The sequence below is a fragment of the Streptomyces neyagawaensis genome (genome assembly GCF_023516595.1).
Classification (GTDB): Bacteria; Actinomycetota; Actinomycetes; order Streptomycetales; family Streptomycetaceae; genus Streptomyces; species Streptomyces neyagawaensis.
Genome location: NZ_JAMGBG010000029.1, coordinates 123,575 through 141,214, shown reverse-complemented (window position 1 = coordinate 141,214; position 17,640 = coordinate 123,575). Strand labels below are relative to the sequence as shown.

The window sequence follows — 17,640 nt, the reverse complement described above, 5'->3', positions numbered from 1 at the left end:
TGACCGAGCCAACCACTACTCCGCAGGCCACGCACCCGACCGGAGCACCCATGGGCAACCGACAGATCGAGAGGATCTCCCTCCTGCAGGAGCAGATCTGGTTCGCTGAACAACTCGCCCCGGGCCGCAGCGTTTACGGAATACCCATGGTGATCCGACTGCGTGGCGCGTTGGACACGGAGCTCGCCGCGCGCTGCGTGACCGAGATCGTGCGTCGGCATGAGGTGCTGCGCTCCCGGGTGGTCGAGGAAGACGGTGAACTGTGCCTCATCACAGATCCGCCGCAGCCCTTCGCGCTGCCTGTGTTCGACTTTCGCTCCCGGCCCGACGACTGGCGTGTGTTCGTCGAGACCGCCGCTCGCGAGCCCTTCGACCTTGTGCACGGTCCGCTGCTGCGGGCTGCCGCGCTACGTCTTGAGGATGACGCCTACGCGTTCTTCCTCAACATGCACCACATCGTCGCGGACGGTTGGTCGCTGCGTCTGTTCTGGACCGAGTTCGTCGCGCTCTACACCGCATGGCACGCGGGCGGCGAGCCCGATCTGCCTGACCTCACCATGCAGTACCGCGACTTCGCTGCCGAACAGCGGCGCATCACCGAGGACGGCGGGTATGACAACGTGCTCGACGCGTGGGCTCGGGAATTGGCCGGTGCGACGACGATCCTCGCACTGCCGGTCGATCACAGTTCAGGAGCGTCCCGGGACTACCGGGGGGACGAGTTCACGACAGTGGTGCCAGAGCAGCTTCGGGCCGATACCTACGCCTGCGCCAAGCGGCTCGGGGTCACGCCCTTCGCGATGCTCGGCGGTGTTTGGGGCGTGCTGCTGGCCCGCTACACCCGTCAGGACGACCTGCTGATCGGAACGCCTCTGGCCGGCCGGACCCGGCCCGAGTACCAGTCGCTCATTGGGCTGTTCGTCAACACCATGCCGTTGCGACTGCGGCTGGACGCGGACGTGTCCTTCGCCTCGCTGGTCCGCGAACTCCAGCTGAGTACGTTCGACGCGCTCTCCTCACAGGACGCGCCTTTCACCGAGCTTGTCAAACGGGTCGACTCCAAACGCACCTCGCGTGAGACCCCGCTCTTCCAGACGATGTTCTCCTTCGAGCAGTCCACGGAGTTCGAGGCCACGCTGCCGGGCTGCGCGGTGACGGAGCTGTACGAGGTGTCCAATGGCGGAGCCCGGTTCCGTCTCAGTCTCAGCGCTGTGGACGCGCTCGGGGAGCTGAGCCTTCAGTTTGAGTACGACAGTGAGCTGTTCGACCCGGGCACCCTCGAGGCAATGGCCGAGAGCTACCTGGCGCTGCTCGGCGAGGCCGTGTCCCACCCCGAGCTCCCACTGGGAGCGCTTCGCACGTCGACCGACGCCGCGCCCGATCGGGAGCTCACCGGCCGGCCCGTGCCGGGGGACGAGCCGGCCACCCTGCACGCGCTGTTCGAGCGGCGGGTCCGGCAGGGCCCAGACGCGCCGGCGATCGAGCGTGAAGACGGTACTCCTGTCAGTTACGCCCAGCTCAACAGCCAGGCCAACCGGCTCGCGCGGCATCTGCGTCAGCTGGGTCTGCGCACGGGCGAGCGGGTGGCGCTCGCCCTGCCCCATGGCTCCTCCTGGCCGGCCGCCGTGCTCGCCGTGCTGAAGGCGGGCGGGGCCTACGTCCCTGTGGCTCCGGACGCGCCCGGCAGCCGCAAGGCCCACGTCCTCGCCGAGACCGCGCCCCGCTTGGTGCTCACGGTCGTGGCCCTTGCCGAGGACTTCGCCGGGGCCCACCAGGTGCTCGCCCTCGACGATCCGGCGGTTGCTTCCTCGATCGAGGCCCAGAGCGGTGAGGATCTCGAGGACATCGCTGTGACAGGCCGTCAGGTCGCGTATGTCCCGTTCACCTCCGGCTCGACGGGAGTGCCCAAGGGCACCCTCGTCAGCCATGTCAACCTGACCGCGTTCACCCGTGCCGCGGTGGACACGTTCGATCTGGGCCCGGAAGACAGGATGCTGCAGATCGCCGCGATGACCTTCGACGTACATGTCGAGGAGTTCTTCCCCACCTGGCTTGCCGGTGGCTGCGTCGTCTTTTTCGATGGCGTGCTCGGCCGGACCGGCCCGGAGGAACTGCTGCGCCTCCTCGGAGAGCGCGAGATCACCATATGTGAGCTCCCCACCGCCTACTGGATGGAAGTAGTGCGCCTGATCGACCCGGCTGTTGTCCCCATTCCGAAAACCATGCGGCGAGTGCTGGTCGGCGGCGAACGCGCGCCGATCGAGGTTTACCAGCGCTGGTTGGACTTCGGGATTCCGCTCACCAATGTCTATGGGCTCACCGAAACGGCGGTGACCAGCACGACCTACCAGCCTGGTGCTGACTTCGACCGCGAGGCGCTGCCGATCGGACGGCCCATGCCGCACGCCGCCGTCTACGTGCTCGACGCTTTGCTCGCACCGGTTGGACGCGGCGTACCAGGGGAGATCTACCTGGCCGGCCCCGGCGTCTCCGACGGCTTTCTCAACCGGCCCGAGCAGACCGCCGAGCGCTTCGTGGCGGACCCTTTCGCGGTCGAGCCGGGCGCACGTATGTATCGCACCGGCGACCAAGGCCGATGGACCACCGAAGGTGACCTCGAATTTCTCGGCCGCGTGGACCGTCAGCTCAAACTGCGCGGCCATCGGGTCGAGCTCGCCGAGATCGAATCGGTACTCGACGGCCATCCGGACGTGGAGCGCAGCCTGGTCGTGCCTCGGCGCACCGAGGCTGATCCAGCGGCCGAGCTTGAGCTGATCGCGTTCCTGATCGGTGCGTACGCCGACGAGGCAGCAGTCGCGGCGTACGTGCGTACCCAGCTTCCCCCACACCTGGTTCCGGCTCGCATCTCCGTAGTTGAACGGTTCCCGCTCACTTCGCACGGCAAGGTTGACCAGGCAGCGTTGCTCGCGCTGCAGAGCCGCGAGCGTGTCGTCCCCGAGGAAGCGCAGGGCAGCGAGCTCGAGATCAAGGTCGCGGAGATCTACTGCGAGGTACTCAAAGTACCGACGATCGACCTGCGGACAGACATCTTTGCGCTGGGTTTCCACTCTCTGGCCGCGCTGCGGCTCATTTCCCGCCTCAAGAGTGAGTTCACGGTGCAAGTCCCGATCGCCGAGTTCTTCGTGGACTCCTCAGTCACCAACGCGGCCCGACTGATCGTGGCGGCGGGGGCCGCCCAACCAGCCGGCTGACTGCGCCATCGGCGCTCAGGCGGTTTCTGATACCGAAGGCCCGGGCCGCTGTGCGCCCGGACAAGGCAGTGTGGGTCGGCTAGGGAACATGGGTTGGTGTTCACAGGGTTCAGTGGTCGTCCAGGCGGGAGGGGCCGGAGGCGGTCTGGGTGAGGCTTCCGTTGAGCCAGGCGGCGGTGAGTTCCCTCCGGGAGCGGGAGCCTGTGCGCTGGAACAGTCGTGTCAGGCGCTGTTCCACCGTTTTGGGGCTGCAGGCGAGTTCTGCGGCGATCTGCCGGTTGGTCGCGCCGTCAGTGACCATGCGCACCAGTCTGATGTCGAGTTCGGTCAGCTTCTGTTGGCCTTGGCGAAGTCTCGGTACGGGGATGTTGCGCTGCTGCGCGGCACGGGTGACTGCGGTGCGGAAGGGGCCTCCCAGGCCGAGGGTGTGAGCGTTGCCCATGGCCTCGGTCAGCCAGCGCCGGGGGTCGTCGGCGACGTGTGTCAGGCACAGGCAGCTGATGACGCTCAGGTAGACGTCGCCTCGGAGCTTGATCAACCGGTGGGCGGTCAGCGCGCTGTCCGCGTCGTGGTGCGCGATGCCGCGTGCGAGAAGGAGGGCCTCGTGGGTCATGGGGGTGGCTGCCTCGTCGTGCAGGGTTTCCACTTCCTCCAGGGCCTGTTGGACCGTGTACGGCTGATCCGAGCGGGCGGCGAGCGACAGGATGCGCAGCAGCAGCCGCTCGACACCGGCGAGCTGGCCGTTCTTTCGTGCCAGCCGAGCGTCGTGCCAGGCTTCCTCCAGCGCCTCCTCTCGTCGGCCCGACCAGTACCGGACCGCCAGCCGCGCCCGGGCGGCCAGGGGATGAGTGGCGGTGTCGGGGACCAGGTCGAGCCACGCCGTGGCGCGTGCGACGTCCCCGCGCGTGCAGTGGATCTCCGCGGCCAGCGCCCGTGGCAGGTGAGGGGTGCCCGCCGCCGCGTGGGTGCGGCTGCGCACCTCGATACGGCGGGCGGCCGCCAGAGCGGCGTCCCAATCCCCGGCCAGATAGTCGCGCACCATGCCCCGGTACTGGACGGCGATGCCCTCGGGTGCCGCGACATACCGGTCGCCGAGGACTGCTGCGAGAGCGCCGGCCAGGTCTGCGTAGGCGGCGGCGCCGCGCAGCTGGTCCAGGGTGTGGTCGTCGATGGCCTCGGGGGGCATGTGCTGCCGCGCGCGGCTCAGTTCGGTGTGGCTGCCCACCGCGGCGGTCATCAGGCGGAGTTCGGTGGGCTTGGGCAGCGGCATGCGGACGTGTCCGGGACCGGAGGTGTCCAGAATGTGGAGGGAGGCCGCTGTCGGCCGGGCTGACAGCGGGCCGATGCCGTAGAGGCCGCCGAGTGCCGCAAGCCCGGCCCCGGCGGGAGACCGGCCGGCGACCTTGCCCAGACGACGGTGGACGCTGTCGGCGCAAGGGGCTCGGTGTTCGTGAAGGGCTGCCCACACCCATGCGGCGGCAATGTTCGACAGGCCGGCCGGTTTCTCGACGTCCTCGGTGTGTTCGGTATGCGGTGGGTCCAGGAGGGCGAGCAGCGGCTTACCGAGCGCCAGGAGCCCTTCGTGGTCGCCGTGCCGCAGGCTCAGGCTGCTCGCCTCGTGGAGCACACCATGGGTGCGCTGGTCCTGTGGTGTGAGCCGGTGAAGCGCGGCCGCGTAAGCGCGGGCCGATCGGGGCCAGTTCGTCCGGGCGTCCTGGCGGGCTGCGGCCAGCAGCAGCGGGACGGCGAGGGCATCGTCCAGGAGCGGGCCGGAGGCCGCGACGCGATCGGCCAGCCTCGGGTAGCCGCGGCCGGTGGCTTCGGCACCGAACTCGTCCGCCAACCGCTTGATGTACCGGGCGGAGTTGCCCTGCACGTCGCCATGGATGGGCAGGGTCCGCAAGGCCGCGGCGAGCGCCGGGACGGCGAATGACAGGCGGCCCTGCGGGTCCACGGTCAGGATCCCGTCCTTGATCAGGCGGTCCAGTGTGTACTCAAGGGACCGGGCTCCGGCGGATGGCATCATCGTGAACGCGTCATCGACGTGCACTTCGGCGTGGTCCAGTACACAGGCGGTGACGATCGCCGCCTTGATGGTCCTGGAGTCCGCGGGCGTGTCGGGCCAGCCGAACCGGAGCAGCTCGGGCGCCCCGGCGGTCAAGCGCAGCCGCTTGTCCGGCAGCGTGAGGCACAACCGACCGTCGAGTTCCACCAGGTCCTGCTCGTCCAGCGCGCCGAGCACCGACAACACGGCGCGGGGGTTGCCCGCCAGCGTGCCCAGCGCCCGCGACACAGCATCCGCCAACGCGGATTCGGCCGGACGGCCGAACCGCCGTGTGACGTGGATGTCGACGAGCGTGGCAACATCGGCAGGCTGCAGAGGGGGCAGTTCGAGGACCTGGTCGGCCGCGGCCGTCAGCCGGGCGCGGCCGGGTTCCGCCGCGGGCCCCGGCCGCCCGGCCATCACCACGGGTACGCCTCGCGGGCGGAAGACCCGCAGCAGCAGCGCCAAAGCATCGGCACTGCGCTGCGGCATCCGCTCGACGCCGTCGACAACCAGCGCGAACGGGGTCTGGCGGGATGCCTCCGTCAGTGCCTCGGAGAAGGCGGACAGCGCGCTCGCCCCGCCCTCCCGCACGGCGGCGCGCAACGGTGCTCGGCGGGCTGCCATGAGCGGCGGCAGGCAGCCGTCGGGATCCTCGACTGTCAGGCCGCAGCCTGCGTCGAGGACCGTCGCGTCGGCCGTGTCCTCGGCGTCTTCGTCTTCCCAGCCGAGCCGCACCACTGCGGCGCCGGCCTGGGCTGCCGCACGCCGAGCCTGTTCCAGGATGGTTGTCTTGCCCATTCCGGCCTCTGCGGTGACCAGCAGGATCCGGGCCGCTTCCCCGGTGGCGCGCAGGGCTTCCGCTACGTCGCGGACCGCGCCGTCTCTGCCGATGACCGCTCCACGCTGGTGCCGCATGGTGCCGCTCCTCTCGTTCTCCTCAACCCCGAGGAGAGACGGCTCCTCGCCACTTTGCGTTGCCTTTACCCGGCTGGAAATGTACGGCGCTCCTGGCGCACCGGAGGTTGGCGCGTACAGGGCCTGACGGTTCATGGCGTGGCGACGACGCTCATAATGTCCGCGCACCGACGAAAGGCCGGGTGCGGGCACACAGCCGGTGGCCGTGTTCTCTGTCCGCCCGGGCATATCTCTGAACAAGGATGTACCGCACAGTGGCTGCAACCAACGAACTGATCAGCTGGGGTACGCCCGCACGCCTGGACCGTACCGGCGACAGTCTGCTCGGCCGCGAGCGCGAGTTGGAGCAGAGCCACGACTTCCTGAGCGACCCTGACGGTCCCCGCCTGGTCCTTGTCCGAGGCGAAACCGGTGTGGGCCGCAGTGCGTTCCTGAAGGCGGTCGGCGGACGGCTGCGTCCAGAAGGGACCGCCGTGCTGGCGGTGGACTGTGTTCCTGGCGACGGTGAACGGCCTCTACTGCTGGCGCTGCGGCTGGTCATGGCACTCGAAGAGCACCGATCCGCCTCGCCACGGCAGCGGCCGGCCGGGAAGCTGGTTGCGCGGGCGCTGTCCGCCGTCGACCAGGGTGACCCCGCAGCGATGCACGCATTGCTTCGTGCTTCCCTCACCCAGGCCACGTCGCTCACCATCATGGTCGACGACGTCCAGCATGCCGATCCCGACTCCCTGGCCGTGCTGTGCCGCATCGAATTCTCACGGCTCGCGCCCGGTGTCCGGCTGGTGGTGTCGGCAGTGCGGCACGTCGCACCGGGCCCAAGGGGCATGAGAGAGGGCGCGCCGGACGCCGTCGGCTTGGGCACCTCAGGCCAGGGACGGAAGGCCGGAGAGGCCCGGGCATCAGGCTGCGACGGTCCGGCCGGCCTCCTGGAGCGGCTGTCCGGTGTCGAGGGGGCCCGCACGGTGGAGCTGTCCCCGCTGGGACCGGATGACGTCACCGCGCTGGTCGCGCGGTGGTTGCGGGCAAAGCCCGACGCCGTCCTCGCCCGGCAGGTCGGCGAGTTGACCCGTGGCATCCCGGGGGCGGTCGACGCCCTGCTCGCGGGCTGGGCTCGCCGGGACGGGATCCGGGTCGCCGACGGCCACGCATTCCTGGGCGCGAGCACGCCGGTACCGGTGCTGCCCGACGGCGACAGATTCGTCACGGCAGTGGACGCGCTGGGCGAGCCGTGTCGTGCGGTGGCCGCGGCGTTGAGCATCCTGGGGCCGCTCGGCCGACCGGCCCTGCAGCTGACCGCGGCGTGGGCCGGCCTGTCCGCCGACGCCGCCTACGACGGTGTCCGCCGCCTGGTCGAGGCGGGCATCATCGAGGAACAGCCCGGACCGGACGGCGCCACGGCAGAGGGCTGGACGTTCCGGCTGCCGCTGACAGGGCACACCGTCCGGGAGCGGCTGAGCCCCGTGGACCGCAGCCGGTTGTCCGCCACGGCGGTCGAGGTCCTCTGGAAGGACGCGGACGCGGAGAGCTCCGGATGTGTGATCCGCCCGGCGCCGGGTCTTCTCGACGAGGCGAACGCGGCGGCCTACCGGGCAGACCGGGTCGCGGACGCGGGTAGCCTGGTGGACCGGGAGCGTGCGGTGGCCGAACTGACGGCTGCCGCGCGGCGGATGAGGCCCGGCACCGATGACGAGCGGGCCCTGCGGTGGCTGCGGGCCGCCTGTGACCTGACCGAGCACGCCGACGCCCGCGATCTCGTCCTCCAGCAGTACGGGACAATCGCCTACCTGGCCTGCGACTACGCCACGGCACGGGCCGCCGGGGAATCGCTGCTGCGTAACCCGGGGCCTGCGCTGAGCGACCTCGACCTGCAGGAGGCCGCCTTTCTGGTCGTGGCGGTCACGGCCAACCAACGTGACTGGGCCACGATGTCCCGGCTCGCCACCGCGTACTGGTGGGACGGGCTGCCGGTGCCCGCCCTGGCCAAGGTGAGCGGCCAGGTCCTGGCCCTGTGCCACCTCTCGCGATGGCAGGAGGCAGCGCACCTGCTCCGGGATACCGAGACCCTGTGGAACACCAGCCCACGCGCACGCGCGGCGCCCGCCCGGTTCAGAGCCGTGGCCGACCTGGCCATGGGCCGACCAGAACCCTACGGGCGCGAACTGACCATGTACGACGCCCCCGAGCTGCCCCCTGGCAAGGTGTACTCGCTGGCGAGCGGCATGTTCGACGAACTGCTCACCAGCTACGACCTCAACGCCGCCCACAACCTGCTGGAGACCGCCGGCCTGCCCGTACAAGCGCTGCCCCCGCTCAGCCAGTTCCTCTTCGACCACCTTACGGGCCGGTGGGATCAGGCACTGGAGTCAGCCCGCCGACTGCTGGCCAACAACGAGATCCAGTCCACCCCGGTATCGGACAGCTCTCTGCTGTCCGCGCGGACCGCGGCCATCCTCCTCGCCCGGGGCCGCGTCACCAGCGCCCTGCAGATAGTCGAGGAAATGCGCGGCCCCGGCACGAGTCCGCTGCAGTGCGCGCTCAACGCATCAGAAGCAGAAGTGCTCATGGCCCTCGGCGACATGGACGCAGCCGAGAAAACACTGCGCCGCGGGCTCGCCGCTGCACGGGAGCACGACCAGACCTACGCCACAGAGGAGCTGTGGGCCCTGCTGGCCGAGGTGACGGTCGAGGCCGGACGCACCGCAGAGGCGGCGACCTGCTTGGAAAGCCTGAAGCAGCTCTCCTCCCGCACGGACAGCGGAAGGACCCAGCTCAGGTACCTGCTGGCCTCGGCCCGGGTCCTGCGCCAGGAGGCCCCCGACACCGCCCGCGACCACCTGCGCGAGGCGGTGAACCTGGCCCGCTCCCGCGGCCTGCCCTTCGAGACGGCGACCACCCTCCTGGAAGCCGCCGACGGGGGCGCGGGCCCGGGCAAGCCCCTGTACGAGGCATACGAACTGTTCGACATGACCGGTGCCGCCCTGTGGCGCTTCCACACCAGGACCAAGCTGCGCGAGGCCGGACTCACCATCCCCGGCCGCAAGCAGGCCACCGCCGAGAACGACCACCTGCTCGCCACCCTGCTCGCCGAACAGCTCACCACCCGCCAGATCTCCACCATGCTGCGACTCAACGAGGACGCGGTCGTCGGACGCCTCACCCGGCTGCTCGCCCGCACCGGAAAGCGCTCCCGCACCGAACTCGTCACCGCCGTCCTCACGGGCACCCTCGACTCCCTCTGACAAGCGGACCCGACGGTTCGCGATCAGTTTCCCTGTACTTAGCCGCCGAACGACCAGAACCGCCGGAATCGCCGATCACTCCTGCCAGCATGGTCACCCGCAGCAGCCTTGGCATTCGACGGCGCATGCTGGCTCGCGCTCGGACCTGAGGAAACGCCGAGGAAACACCATGAACACGGACAAACGAGATGCGATTGAAAACGTAACGGATCGGTGCATAAGAGCACGATTGCATCGCCGCGGGCTGGCAGCCCCGTGGAAGTGCTCGACCTTGGGCTCGTAGCGGCGCTGCAGGCGTCGGCAGCCCGGTGAGCCAGGACACCGTCCGCTCAACGACCCAACGGTGACGATCCAGCAGCTGCAAGGACCCGATGCCTTCGCGGGCGATGCGGTGGCGGATGCCTCGCTTACGGAGCCGGCGCGGGCCGCGGCGTGAGCGGATCGGTGGCATCCCGCGCACGAGCGGCTTCACGCCGAGGCTGTCGTGCAGTTGGCGCCGGAGATGCCCAGCGACAGAGGTGGACCGTTCCGTTTTTTGCAGCCCTGAGGCTGACGGACCTGGCTCCTGTCACTCCTCGTTTCCCCTACCCCACACAAGGGAAAACTACGTGATCAAGACGTGCCGAGACCAATCCTATCGGGAACTCGTTGTAGAAGAGCGAGCCGCTGGACACGACAGCGGCACCTGGACATACCAATTGCCGGATCAGTGGTTCGGCATCGTCACGCCAATACGAGGCGTGTGTCAAATTGAAGGTCGAGAGAATGGCGGCGGTTGGCTAGGTACCACGCTCGGGCCTGGAGAGGTCTGCCGGGTCGCACCCAACAACCTGATCAGGCTCAGCAGGACGCCACCCAGACGTCTCCCATTCGAAGTCGTCTATATCCAGCTTTCCGTAGAAGTCCTTCAGCGAGCACTGGACACGCACACCACCGCTCCTGTCCGTGATGTTTCGGAATTACAGACCCTGCGCGCCTTCGATCCACATGTCGCATCCATGGCGCAGGCTCTCCTTCACGCCCGAAAGACAGGTGCGGGAGAGCGCTATGCCATGAGTGCAGCCCACTACCTGGCTGAGTATCTACTCCATCCACGCCGCGACGCCTCACCGCGCACCGGAGGTCTCAGCCCGGAACAGCTGCAAACGGTGACAACATTCATGAGCGCGAATTTCTCCTCGAACATCACGCTTGATCAGCTTGCCAAGGAAGCAGGACTCAGCCGGTACCACTTCCTGCGTCGTTTTTCCGCAGCCACCGGAAAGACACCTCTGCAATACCTCACCGAGTTGCGCCTCGAAGCTGCCTGCCATCTGCTCGCAGTGGACAATGACCCGGTATCTCAAGTCGGTAGGCGCTGCGGTTTCCCCAACCCGGAGCACTTCGCCCGCGTGTTCCGTAAGCACGTGGGATGCGCGCCATCGCAATACCGGCAGCAAGGGCAGCTTGCCTCTTCCCCTTGAGCGGGTGTCACCGCATCGCTTCGCCTCCGGGAGGCCGTCTGGCCGGTGTGGTCACCCAGGCGCCGGCCACCTGCACGTCGACCCCGTGGCGGCAGTGCTCGGCCGAGCAGTCGGCGCGGCCGTCGCCGAGGCGGGCCGGCAGATGGGCGCAACGACCACCGACGGGGTTGCCCTCGCCGGAGGCAAGTCTCTACGGGCGAGGGCAACCTGCGCCGCCAGGGTCAGGACACGGTTACGTAGATCTTGCGCACGGTCTCGATCGTCTTCCAGACACCGACGAAGCCGGGCTTCATGACAAAGCTGTCGCCTGTCTTGTAGATCACCGGCTCGCCGCCTTCCGGCGTGAGTTCGACGACGCCGGAAAGGATGTGGCAGAACTCGAAGGTCTCGCCCTTGATCGAGCGCGTCTCGCCGGGCGTCGCCTCCCAGACGCCCGTGTGGATCGTTTCCCCACGGGCGTCGTCCTGTGCCCAGGTCTTGTACGTCGGGTCGCCGGAGATCAGGCGTTCCGGCAGCGGACCGGACTCCTTGGGTGCGAAGGACGGGTCGGTGTCGATGGTCTTCAGGAGCGACATGCTTTTCCTTTACCGCGGACAGGTGGGTGTGGACTGCGCCACGAAGTGCCGGAACGACCGGCTCGTCGAGTGTCCCCGGGACCCCGCTCGGAGCCCATGCGTGAACTGTCCATTGCGGACAGAAGGTTCGGACGTTGTGTCAAGCACGCACGCCGGTTCTCCGTGGGGGGCCGGCCACGGCAGACTGCGCGCATGCAGCTCCCCGTCGAGGCCGTCGCCCTCACCGCACTGATCGAGGTCGTCAGGATCTCCGCGCTTCCGGCGAAGGGGGACGACCCCTGGCCCGGCCGTGTGATCGCGCACTGGGCCGGGGGCGAGGTCGCCGACACCCTGGCGCTGATCGAGGAACTGTCGGGAGGCGAACAGCACCGGTGCGGGTTCTCGCCCGGGTGGAGCGTCCGGGCCTACGGGGACGCCCTCGACACGGCCCTGTTCGAGGCCGCGTTCTGCTTCACGTGCCAGGAGGTCCGGATGCACGGACCGGCCGTGCCGCCCCCGCTGGCCAAGCAGTTCTTCGACCCGGCGGCCCCGCCGGCCCTGGCCCTCCTGACCCGCTTCCGCGCGGTGTCCGCGCAGGCCGAGACCTGAGGGCCGGCACCGATGTCAGTGGGGTGCCGTACCTTCGGGCCATGTCGATCACAGCCCGCCTGCGCGACTCGGTGCAGTTGCCGAACGGTGGATCCCTGGTCAACGGCTTCGCCCTCGACAGTCGTGCCGACCGCCCGCATCGCGCCCTCCTGAGGAACGGGCCCACGCTGGAGGTCCACGACCTGGCCGGGCTGTTCGCCGCCGACCGCGCGCCGACCGCCGTCTTCCCACTGCCCTGGCCCGGCTGGCGCGGGGGCGTCCACTCGGTGAGTGCCGACGCGTCGTTCGCGGTGTTCTCGGGCCAGCGCTCGGTGCGGGCCGTGGCCCCCGGCGGAGCGACGCTGTGGGAGTACCGGCACGGCTGCTGGGGCCCGCTCCTCGGGCACCCGCACACCGGGGACGAACAGGAGGTGTGCGACGGGCCGGAGCACGGGTCGTGCCGGATATCCGACGACGGCCGGCTCGTCTGGGCGCACGTCGTGGCGCCGGAGGAGCACGGCGGGCAGGAGTACTGGGCCGTCCTGGACGCCCGGGACGGGCGTGAGCCGGCCCGGCTGCCACTGGACAGCGCGGCCTCCGGCTCCCACCACCTCTCCCACCCTGACGGCGTCCACATGGGGCTGAGCATCGGCATGGGCCAGGACGGCCTCCTGCTGCACTGGGCCCGCTGGGACGGCGAGGAGCTGACCGCCTGGGACCTGAACGAGACCCTGGACCGCGACCTGACGGACGTCCACCCGGCGCATCCCGGCTTCCTGACCGCCGAGCACGACGGCATGGACCTGAGGCTGCACGCCCTCGACGGCACGGTGCTCGCCGAGTGCGAAGCGGCGGGGGCCCGGCCGGAGCCGCGCGGCGAGGAGGACCTCGACAACGCATACGCCGAGGACGACGAAGACGAGCCGCTCCGCTGGGACCACGGTGGCGGCTTCGTCGACGCCGACACGGTCATCGCCTCGACGACCGACGCCGACGACGACCCGGCGGAGGGCCGCCACTGGCTGCTCGACGCGCACACCCTGGAGATACGCGGCGCGATCACGTATCCCACCGGCCACGTCGACAGCCATGTGCGCCCGCTCGGGGACGGGACCTGGCTCACCTACGACGACGGGAGCGGCACGCTGGCCCGCTGGAGCGAGGCGGCGTCCTGAGCGACGGGCGGCCCGGCCGCCCCCGCGTCACGCGGCACGGCGGGGGAGCCTGCGGGACGAGGACGGCGTTTCCCCCTCCCCCACGTCACGGCAGAGCGAGGACCGCGTCGATCAGGGATCGCATCTCCTCGTCGAACAGGATCGTCCGGTAGTCCCCGTGGGGCGCCAGCCTCCGGTCGGTGTCCCGCACCCGGCGCAGCACCTCACGGGTTTCGTCGGTGACCGTGCCGATGGCGACGAGGGCGCGCAGTGCGTCGACGAAGTAGCCGTAGGAGTCGTCGCCGTCGGCCAGGGGCCGCAGGTGCTCCCCGAGGACGGACACGCTCGGTTCCGGCTCGCCCGTGATCGACGCGAGCGCGATCGCGGACCACAGCCGCAGCCAGCCGTCGCCGCGCTCCATGAGCTGTCGTACCCGGTCGGCGTAGGGCGCGGCAGCCGGGCCGAAGCGACCGATCAGGTGGACGGGGCCGTAGAAGGGCTCCTCCTCGGTCAGCACGGCCTCGCCCACGAGCCGCAGCGCCGCCGCGCTGTCACCGTCGAGTGCCGAGGCGGCCCACGCCACCTTCTGGTGGTTGCCCGGGTGGTCGAGGACGGTGGCGCGGCGCACCTCGGGTGCGGCGGACGCCGCGGCCGGTCCCATCGCCACGAGCGCGTCGATCGCGGTCAGTGAGTAGCGGGCGTCGTCCAGCAGGGCCACCACCTCGGGCAGGGCGGGCGCGGACGCCTCCCCCCACGCGGTGAGGACACCGAGCAGGCAGTTGGTCAGCCCGCCGCCCTTGCCGTCCTTGCGGAGCAGTGCGCGGATGTCCGGCACCAGGGTCTCCGCGTGCGCCGCGAGCGGGGTCAGGACGTCCTCGACCTCCGGCAGGCGGGGGTCGCCCGAACAGTAGGAGCGCGAGTACTGCCCCTCGTAGGGCGCGTACAGTCGCGCGATCAGGCCCGGCAGGGCGCGCGGGTCTCCGATGCGGGTCAGCGCCCAGCGGGCGTGGTCGCCCACGGTGCCCTCCAGGAAGGCGTGCTGGTCCTCGCCCCGGTCGTCGAGGAGGGCGGCGAGTTCGTCGGCGTGGGGGGCCGCGCGGGGGCCCAGTACCGCGAGGAGGTGGGCGGCCCGGTAGCGGACGCCGTCGTCCCGGTCGGCGAGCAGCGCGCCGACGTGCGGCAGCAGCCGCTCGGCCACGGACGGCCGGCGGACAAGCAGCTGCCACGCCTCGTCCAGCGCGACGCGGCACAGCGGGGCATCGCCGTTGCGGCGGGCCGCCTCGATGAGGTCGAGGACGAAGTCGAACATCGTCGGGGGTACGGGGGCGAACAGGCCGACCGTCCAGGAGACGACGTCCTCGCGGGTGAAGGCCGTCTCGACGTCGGAGACGTACCACGCCGCCTCGAACAGCGGTCGCACCGCCGGGTCGGTGAGGATCTCCGTCAGCAGGTCCCGTTCCCGCACCGGTGCCTCGGGATCGAACGCGGCCCAGGCGTGCACGGCCGCGACCCGCAGGACGGGGTCGTCCGTCCGCAGCACCTCGGTCACCACCGCCCGTACCCGGTCCGCCGCCTCCGGGCCGGTGGAGCCGGCGGCGGTCCCCAGTTCCAACAGGACGGCGGGCCGCACCGTCGGGTCCGTCTCGGCCCGCCAGCGGTCCAGCAGCGGGCCGACGTCCCCGGCGAGGGGCAGGGCCTCCCTGCGCACCTCGGGGTCCGGGTCCGCCAGCAGCGCCAGGAACACGGGACGCTGGAGCCGCCATGCCTCATGCCACGCCTCGTCCACCTGGCCCGCCTCGGCTTCGGCCGCGAACCGGGCGAAGCTCACCAGAAGCCCGACGAGTTCTCGCCGCGCGCCGCAGGCCGGATCACCGGCGAGGGCGGCGACGAACGGCAGCGCGGCGGTTCTGAGGGAGGGCAGGCGTCCAGTGCCGAGCGCGAGGCGGTCGTACAGCGGGTAGCAGTCCTCCTCGGTCGCCGCCTCGCCCTTCAGCGCGAGCCTCCGCAGGACCGCGCGCGTCCCCGTCGTCGGACGCTGTTCGAGCACCGGTTCCAGCCGCTCCCACGGCACGTCGTCCAACGCCTCCACCGCGAAACCCGCCACCCGCGCCCCCATGACCCCGTGACCCCGTGACTCTCGGGACCCTCGTGCCTGGTGTTCATCCGTGTCCCCGCGGTCATCCTGTCACCGAGCACGGCCGCCGCCGAACGACTTTTCGACCGACCGACTGACCGACCGACCGATCGCGGCCTCTAACAGTCCGCAGGGGCATTGTCAGACCCCCATGTCACACTGCGTCGCATGTCTCTCGCCGGTCTCACTCTCGACGCATGGCGCTCCTTCGCGCCGACCATCGCGCGGCAGGTCGCCCAGGACGCCGCCGCCCGGGTGGGAGGCCGGGTGGTCCGCGTCGACACCGTCGAGCACCTCGGTGCTCCACTGCACCGGGTCCTGATCGAGCGGGACGGGCAGGAGTTCGCCCTGATACCGGGCGGCCGGGTCACGCTCGGCTTCGACGCCGCCGCCTGGCGGCCGACGTCCGAGCAGTCGGCGGACTACGCCCGGAGCGTGGCCGAGGGATACGGGTACGACAACGATCTTCGAGAACACCTCGCGCAGGTGCTCAGCCCGCGCCGTGACGTGGTGCTGGACGCCGTGCTCATGGCGGTGGAGGGCGAGCATCTGACGGAGCCGCCCGCCGAGACACCGGCCGTCCTGGCGGCGCGCGGTCTGCGCATGCCCACCTCGGACGAGTGGGAGCACGCCTGCGGTGCCGGGGCCCGCACCCTGTTCCGCTGGGGCGACGACTGCCCCCTGGACCGTGTCCCCTACGACGACCCCACGGGCCCCCAGCACGAACCGAACGCCTTCGGCCTGCGCATCGCGTACGACACGTACACGACGGAGCTGACGAGCGATCGCTCGGTGGTGCGCGGCGGCGACGGCGGCGAGTCCGTGTGCGGCGGCTACGGCCGTCTGCTCGGCTGGCTACCCCTGGCCACGGCGAACGTCAATCCGTCGATGGCGGAGTTCGTGTACGGGGAGGACGGCGAGGACCTCTACGAGGACTTCACCGTACGACCGGTGCTCACGCTCTGAGAGCGGCCCGACCGAGAGGCCCGACCGAGAGCAGCCCGACCGAGAGCGGCCCGACCGAGAGCAGCCCACTGCCGGGCCCGCGTTCTCCGGGCGCTCAGGGGCGTTCTGCCGCCCGCTCCGCGTTGCGCTTCTTGATGCGGGCGCCTTCCTTGCGGACCTCGGCCTGGGTGGCGCGCTCGCGCTGGAGCCACTCGGGGCTCTCGTCCTTCAGCGCCTCGATCTGCTCGGTGGTGAGGGGCTCGGTGACTCCGGCGCGGGCCAGCCCCGCGATGGAGACGCCCAGCTTGGCCGCGACGACCGGGCGGGGGTGCGGGCCGTTGCGGCGCAGCTCCTGCAGCCAGGCCGGCGGGTCGGCCTGGAGCGCGTTCAGTTCGGCGCGCGAGACGACGCCGTCCCGGAACTCGGCGGGGGTGGCTTCGAGGTACACACCCAGCTTCTTCGCCGCGGTCGCGGGCTTCATGGTCTGGGGTGCGGTCTGGTGCGACGTCATGGTGTCCAGGGTATCGAGCATGTGAGCCATCGCCGACCACGCCCGGAGAGCGGGGGCAATGGCCCGGCCCGATAGCCTGGTCGTGTGACAGGTTCGGATGCATCGCCCTCGTTCCGGCTCGCGTACGTTCCGGGAGTGACGCCCACGAAGTGGGTGCGGATCTGGAACGAGCGGTTGCCCGACATTCCCCTCACCCTCGTCCAGGTGTCCGCCGCCGAGGCGCTCGGCGCGCTGCGGGGCGGCGAGGCGGACGCCGGGTTCGTCCGGCTGCCGGTGGACGGGGCCGACCTCAGCGCGATCCCCCTCTACACCGAGGCCACGGTGGTCGTGGTCCCGAAGGACCATGTCGTCGCGGCCGTCGACGAGGTGTCCACGGAGGATCTGCGGGACGAGATCGTGCTGCACCCCCTCGACGACACCCTCGGCTGGGAGCGCCCGCCGGGGCAGCCGGCGTTCGAGCGTCCCGCCACCACGGCGGACGCGATCGAGCTGGTGGCGGCCGGGATCGGACTCCTCGTCGTCCCGCAGTCACTGGCCCGCCTGCACCACCGCAAGGACCTGACGTACCGCCCGCTGACCGACGCCCCCGAGTCCCGGGTCGCCCTGTCCTGGCCGCAGGACGCGACCACGGACATGGTCGAGGACTTCATCGGCATCGTCCGGGGCCGCACGGTCAACAGCTCCCGGGGCCGTCCCAGGCCCCCCGAGGAAAAGCAGCAGCCGAAGCCGAAGCGCCAGCCCACCGGGGGCACCCGCCGCCAGCCCACCACCGGAAAGCCGACCGCCCGCAACCCCCGGTCCGGCTCCGGCGGCACCAGAACATCGAAGAGCGGCGGCAGACCAGGAAAGCCCCGCCGCCGCTCGTAAACCGCGGCCCC

11 protein-coding genes and 1 pseudogene are annotated in these 17,640 nt (G+C 70.5%); 7 read left to right on the top strand and 5 right to left on the bottom strand.

Annotated features, from left to right (window positions below):
- The first annotated feature begins 50 nt into the window (after nucleotides 1-50).
- On the top strand, nucleotides 51-3,212 hold the full coding sequence (locus M8J73_RS15560) for a non-ribosomal peptide synthetase (protein ID WP_055536644.1): 3,162 nt from the start codon (nucleotides 51-53) through the stop codon (nucleotides 3,210-3,212).
- A gap of 109 nt (nucleotides 3,213-3,321) precedes the next feature.
- On the opposite strand, the gene M8J73_RS15555 is transcribed toward M8J73_RS15560, so the two are convergent.
- Nucleotides 3,322-6,366, bottom strand: coding sequence for a LuxR family transcriptional regulator (locus M8J73_RS15555; protein WP_249828737.1), 3,045 nt, complete (start codon nucleotides 6,364-6,366; stop codon nucleotides 3,322-3,324).
- A gap of 62 nt (nucleotides 6,367-6,428) precedes the next feature.
- On the opposite strand from M8J73_RS15555, the gene M8J73_RS15550 reads away from it, so the two are divergent.
- On the top strand, nucleotides 6,429-9,413 hold the full coding sequence (locus tag M8J73_RS15550; protein ID WP_249828736.1) for an AAA family ATPase: 2,985 nt from the start codon (nucleotides 6,429-6,431) through the stop codon (nucleotides 9,411-9,413).
- A 213-nt stretch (nucleotides 9,414-9,626) separates the two neighbouring features.
- Here M8J73_RS15550 and M8J73_RS15545 read toward each other — a convergent pair.
- Nucleotides 9,627-9,944: pseudogene (locus tag M8J73_RS15545) on the bottom strand (transposase family protein); the annotation flags it as partial.
- 77 nt (nucleotides 9,945-10,021) lie between these two features.
- Between M8J73_RS15545 and M8J73_RS45260 the strand changes: the two are divergent.
- Nucleotides 10,022-10,876 (top strand): helix-turn-helix domain-containing protein, encoded by an 855-nt coding sequence (locus M8J73_RS45260; protein ID WP_157873012.1) that lies wholly within the window; start codon nucleotides 10,022-10,024, stop codon nucleotides 10,874-10,876.
- Between the two features lie 221 nt (nucleotides 10,877-11,097).
- On the opposite strand, the gene M8J73_RS15535 is transcribed toward M8J73_RS45260, so the two are convergent.
- Complete coding sequence (locus M8J73_RS15535) at nucleotides 11,098-11,451, bottom strand: cupin domain-containing protein (RefSeq protein ID WP_055536641.1); 354 nt, start codon at nucleotides 11,449-11,451, stop codon at nucleotides 11,098-11,100.
- A gap of 192 nt (nucleotides 11,452-11,643) precedes the next feature.
- Between M8J73_RS15535 and M8J73_RS15530 the strand changes: the two genes are divergently transcribed.
- Nucleotides 11,644-12,039 (top strand): hypothetical protein, encoded by a 396-nt coding sequence (locus M8J73_RS15530; protein ID WP_055536640.1) that lies wholly within the window; start codon nucleotides 11,644-11,646, stop codon nucleotides 12,037-12,039.
- A 41-nt stretch (nucleotides 12,040-12,080) separates the two neighbouring features.
- The gene (locus M8J73_RS15525) at nucleotides 12,081-13,193 is read left to right on the top strand and encodes a hypothetical protein (protein WP_055536639.1); all 1,113 of its coding nucleotides are present in this window, start codon (nucleotides 12,081-12,083) and stop codon (nucleotides 13,191-13,193) included.
- An 85-nt stretch (nucleotides 13,194-13,278) separates the two neighbouring features.
- On the opposite strand, the gene M8J73_RS15520 is transcribed toward M8J73_RS15525, so the two are convergent.
- The gene (locus M8J73_RS15520; protein ID WP_055536638.1) at nucleotides 13,279-15,288 is read right to left on the bottom strand and encodes a hypothetical protein; all 2,010 of its coding nucleotides are present in this window, start codon (nucleotides 15,286-15,288) and stop codon (nucleotides 13,279-13,281) included.
- A gap of 186 nt (nucleotides 15,289-15,474) precedes the next feature.
- On the opposite strand from M8J73_RS15520, the gene M8J73_RS15515 reads away from it, so the two are divergent.
- Nucleotides 15,475-16,272 carry a hypothetical protein gene (locus tag M8J73_RS15515; protein ID WP_055536637.1) on the top strand — a complete coding sequence of 266 codons (798 nt, stop codon included), beginning with the start codon at nucleotides 15,475-15,477 and terminating at the stop codon, nucleotides 16,270-16,272.
- A gap of 94 nt (nucleotides 16,273-16,366) precedes the next feature.
- Here M8J73_RS15515 and M8J73_RS15510 read toward each other — a convergent pair whose 3' ends face one another.
- Nucleotides 16,367-16,762, bottom strand: coding sequence for a DUF5997 family protein (locus tag M8J73_RS15510; protein WP_055536666.1), 396 nt, complete (start codon nucleotides 16,760-16,762; stop codon nucleotides 16,367-16,369).
- A gap of 84 nt (nucleotides 16,763-16,846) precedes the next feature.
- Here M8J73_RS15510 and M8J73_RS15505 point away from each other — a divergent pair, with 84 nt between their 5' ends.
- On the top strand, nucleotides 16,847-17,629 hold the full coding sequence (locus M8J73_RS15505; protein ID WP_079054616.1) for a LysR substrate-binding domain-containing protein: 783 nt from the start codon (nucleotides 16,847-16,849) through the stop codon (nucleotides 17,627-17,629).
- Nucleotides 17,630-17,640: the final 11 nt, after the last annotated feature.